Genomic DNA, 2842 nt, shown 5'->3' on the forward strand with positions numbered 1-2842 from the left:
CGTGCGCATCCGGCGAAGGCCGCCTTGTTTGGAGGTTTATCGGCGTCCAGCTTTTCGGTGATCTGATCCGGCATCGGTGCTGGCATCGGTGCTGGAGATGCTCGGATGGACGATGCGACCTACGTCCGGCGCCGCCGCTGGAGTCCTCAAGAGAAGCGCGCTGTCGTGACGGAGTCTGTGACCAGCGGCAACGTGATCGCGACGGCCAAGCGCCACGGCATCCAGGCGCAGCAGATCTATCGCTGGCGTGAACGGCTGGAGGCGCGGCCGGCCTGTGGCGCTTTCCTGGCTGTGGCGGTCGCGTCGGATCCAGGGCCGTCCAGTCCGGCACCGCTGTCGGCACCGGTGCCGGCATCGCTGCTGGATGACACGAGCAGGGATCGGGATCCGACATCGCGGCCGGAGCGGTCGCCGCGGGTTGAGATCGTGCTGTCCGCCGGGCGCCGGATCATCGTCGAAGGCGGCGTCGAGGTCGACGCGGTGCTTGCGTTGGCGCGGGGCCTTGAGGGCTTTCGATGATCCCGGTTCCGCTTGGGGTGAAGGTCTGGCTTGCCACTGGCCACACCGATATGCGGAAGGGGTTCGCCTCATTGGCGCTGTTGGCGCAGGAGGTGTTGAAGCGTGATCCGCTCGGCGGCCACGTCTTTTGCTTCCGCGGGCGCCGGGGCGATCTCTTGAAGGTAATCTGGCACGACGGGCAGGCGGCGAGCCTCTACGTGCGACGGCTTGAGAAGGGCCGCTTCCTATGGCCCTCGCCAGCCGACGGGGTCGTCGCGATCACGCCCGCACAGATGGGTTATCTGCTCTCCGGGATCGACTGGCGCAATCCGGTGGAGACCTGGCGTCCGACGGTGATCGGATAGGCCTTTTTGCTTGCGTTTGCAGGAGGATGTGATTCCCTCACCGTCGTGAGCGCCGCCCCTTCATCGCCGACTTCGCCCTCGCTTCCCGCCAATCTGGCGGCGGCTCATGCGATGATCCTCAGCGAGCGCCAGGCCAGGATCGAGGCACAGACTGCAGCGTCCCACGCCGTCGCCGAAGCGCTGAAGGCAAAGGCCGCGGCGTCCTCCACCGAAGCGATGATCGCCCACCTCAAGCTGATGATCCAGAAGCTCAGGCGCGAGCTCTACGGCCAGCGATCGGAGCGCACGGCGCGGCTCATCGACCAAATGGAACTGCAGCTTGAGGAGCTGGAGGCCAAGGCTACGGAGGACGAACTCTCGGCAGAGGCTGCGGCGCTGCAGGCCTCGTTGCCGGCTCCGGCGCTACGCCGCCGTCCATCACGCAAGGCGTTCCCGGAACATCTTCCGCGCGAGCGGGTCGTGATCGCAGCGCCTTCGTCGTGCCCGTGCTGCGGCTCCATGAAGCTGTCGAAGCTCGGCGAGGACGTCACCGAGACCCTGGAGGTGATCCCACGCCAGTGGAAGGTGATCCAGACGGTCCGGGAGAAGTTCACCTGCCGCGCGTGCGAGGCCATCTCGCAACCGCCGGCGCCCTTTCATGTGACCCCACGCGGCTTCGTCGGGCCGAACCTGCTGGCCATGGTGCTGTTTGAGAAGTTCGGTCAACATCAACCACTGAACCGCCAAAGCGAGCGCTACGGCCGCGAAGGCATCGAACTCTCCGTCTCGACGCTCGCCGACCAGGTTGGCGCGGCAACGGCAGCGCTGGCGCCGTTGCATGAGCGGATCGCCAGGCACGTGATGACGGCCGAAAGGCTGCACGCCGACGACACCACAGTGCCGATCCTGGCCAAAGGCAAAACCGATACGGGCCGGATCTGGACCTATGTCCGCGACGACAGGCCCTTTGGCGGCGCCGATCCGCCGGCGGCGCTCTACTTCGCCTCGCGCGACCGGCGGCACGAGCATCCGGACGCGCACCTCGCGGCATGGTCCGGCATCCTCCAGGCCGACGCCTATGGCGGCTACAACGGGCTCTATGATCCCGCGCGTCCGAGCGGACGGGTCACGTCGGCGCTGTGTTGGTCCCATGCCCGTCGCGGCTTCTTCGAACTCGCCGACATCGCCGCGAGCGCGCGGCGTAGCCCTGGCGCCGCGCCTGTGTCACCGATCGCCCTGGAGGCGGTTACGCGCATCGACGTGCTCTTCGCCATCGAGCGCGAGATCAACGGTCTGAGCGCCGACGCGCGTCGCCAGGTCCGACAGGAGCGGAGCCGCCCGCTCGTCGAGGACCTGCGCACCTGGCTTGGTGAGCAGCGCATCAGGCTCTCGCGCTCGGCGACCGTCGCCAAGCCGATCGACTATATGCTCAGGCGCTGGGACAGGTTTACCTCATTCCTCGACGACGGGCGGGTTTGCCTCACGAATAATGCCGCCGAGCGGGCGCTCAGAGGTTTTGCCCTCGGTCGAAAAGCATGGCTGTTTGCAGGCTCCAGCCGCGGCGCCGAGCGTGCCGCCGCAATAGTGACGCTGATCCAGACGGCAAGGCTTAACGATGTCGACCCACAGGTCTGGCTCGCCGACGTGCTGGCCCGCATCGCCGGGCATCCGATCCATCGACTCGACGACCTGCTGCCGTGGAACTGGTCCCCGCCGTCGACCACGGCAATCGCAGCCTGACGATGCACATCAACGAGGTCCATGCCGTCAGGACCTTGGCGCTCGTCGCAAGGGAGCTCGGCGAAGATGCGGACTGGCTCGCCGATATCGCTACCGATCTGGAGCCCGAAGACGGGCTGATCTGGGTCTACGATCCGCAGTACCCTGACGGAACCATGGCCTTCTCAGACTTTGGTATCGAAAGTCTCCGTAACCTCATCGACGTCAACCGCAGCGCGCCGAAATAGGGGTCTGGCGCAATCTCGATGCAGGGGGGCTCA

The 2842-nt window shown here is 66.4% G+C and carries 4 protein-coding genes; all 4 read left to right on the forward strand.

From position 1 onward, the window contains the following. The first annotated feature begins 105 nt into the window (after positions 1-105). On the forward strand, positions 106-519 hold the full coding sequence (locus FV242_RS33460; protein WP_147941957.1) for a transposase: 414 nt from the start codon (positions 106-108) through the stop codon (positions 517-519). After that, positions 516-863 (forward strand): IS66 family insertion sequence element accessory protein TnpB, encoded by a 348-nt coding sequence (gene tnpB / locus FV242_RS33465; RefSeq protein ID WP_091928781.1) that lies wholly within the window; start codon positions 516-518, stop codon positions 861-863. Before FV242_RS33460 ends, tnpB begins: the two co-directional genes overlap by 4 nt. Positions 864-974: 111 nt before the next feature. Further along, a complete protein-coding gene (locus FV242_RS33470) occupies positions 975-2582 on the forward strand; it encodes an IS66 family transposase (protein ID WP_147910971.1) in 1608 nt (535 codons plus the stop codon). Next, complete coding sequence (locus tag FV242_RS33475) at positions 2540-2809, forward strand: hypothetical protein (protein WP_246693010.1); 270 nt, start codon at positions 2540-2542, stop codon at positions 2807-2809. Before FV242_RS33470 ends, FV242_RS33475 begins: the two co-directional genes overlap by 43 nt. Positions 2810-2842: the final 33 nt, after the last annotated feature.

The sequence above is a fragment of the Methylobacterium sp. WL64 genome, assembly GCF_008039945.1.
Taxonomy (GTDB): Bacteria; Pseudomonadota; Alphaproteobacteria; order Rhizobiales; family Beijerinckiaceae; genus Methylobacterium.

Bases quoted from the DNA above. Each gene is read 5' to 3' on its own strand.
- FV242_RS33460 (WP_147941957.1), top strand. From the start codon at position 106: ATGGACGATGCGACCTACGTCCGGCGCCGCCGCTGGAGTCCTCAAGAG.
- FV242_RS33470 (WP_147910971.1), top strand. From the start codon at position 975: ATGATCCTCAGCGAGCGCCAGGCCAGGATCGAGGCACAGACTGCAGCG.
- tnpB (WP_091928781.1), top strand. From the start codon at position 516: ATGATCCCGGTTCCGCTTGGGGTGAAGGTCTGGCTTGCCACTGGCCAC.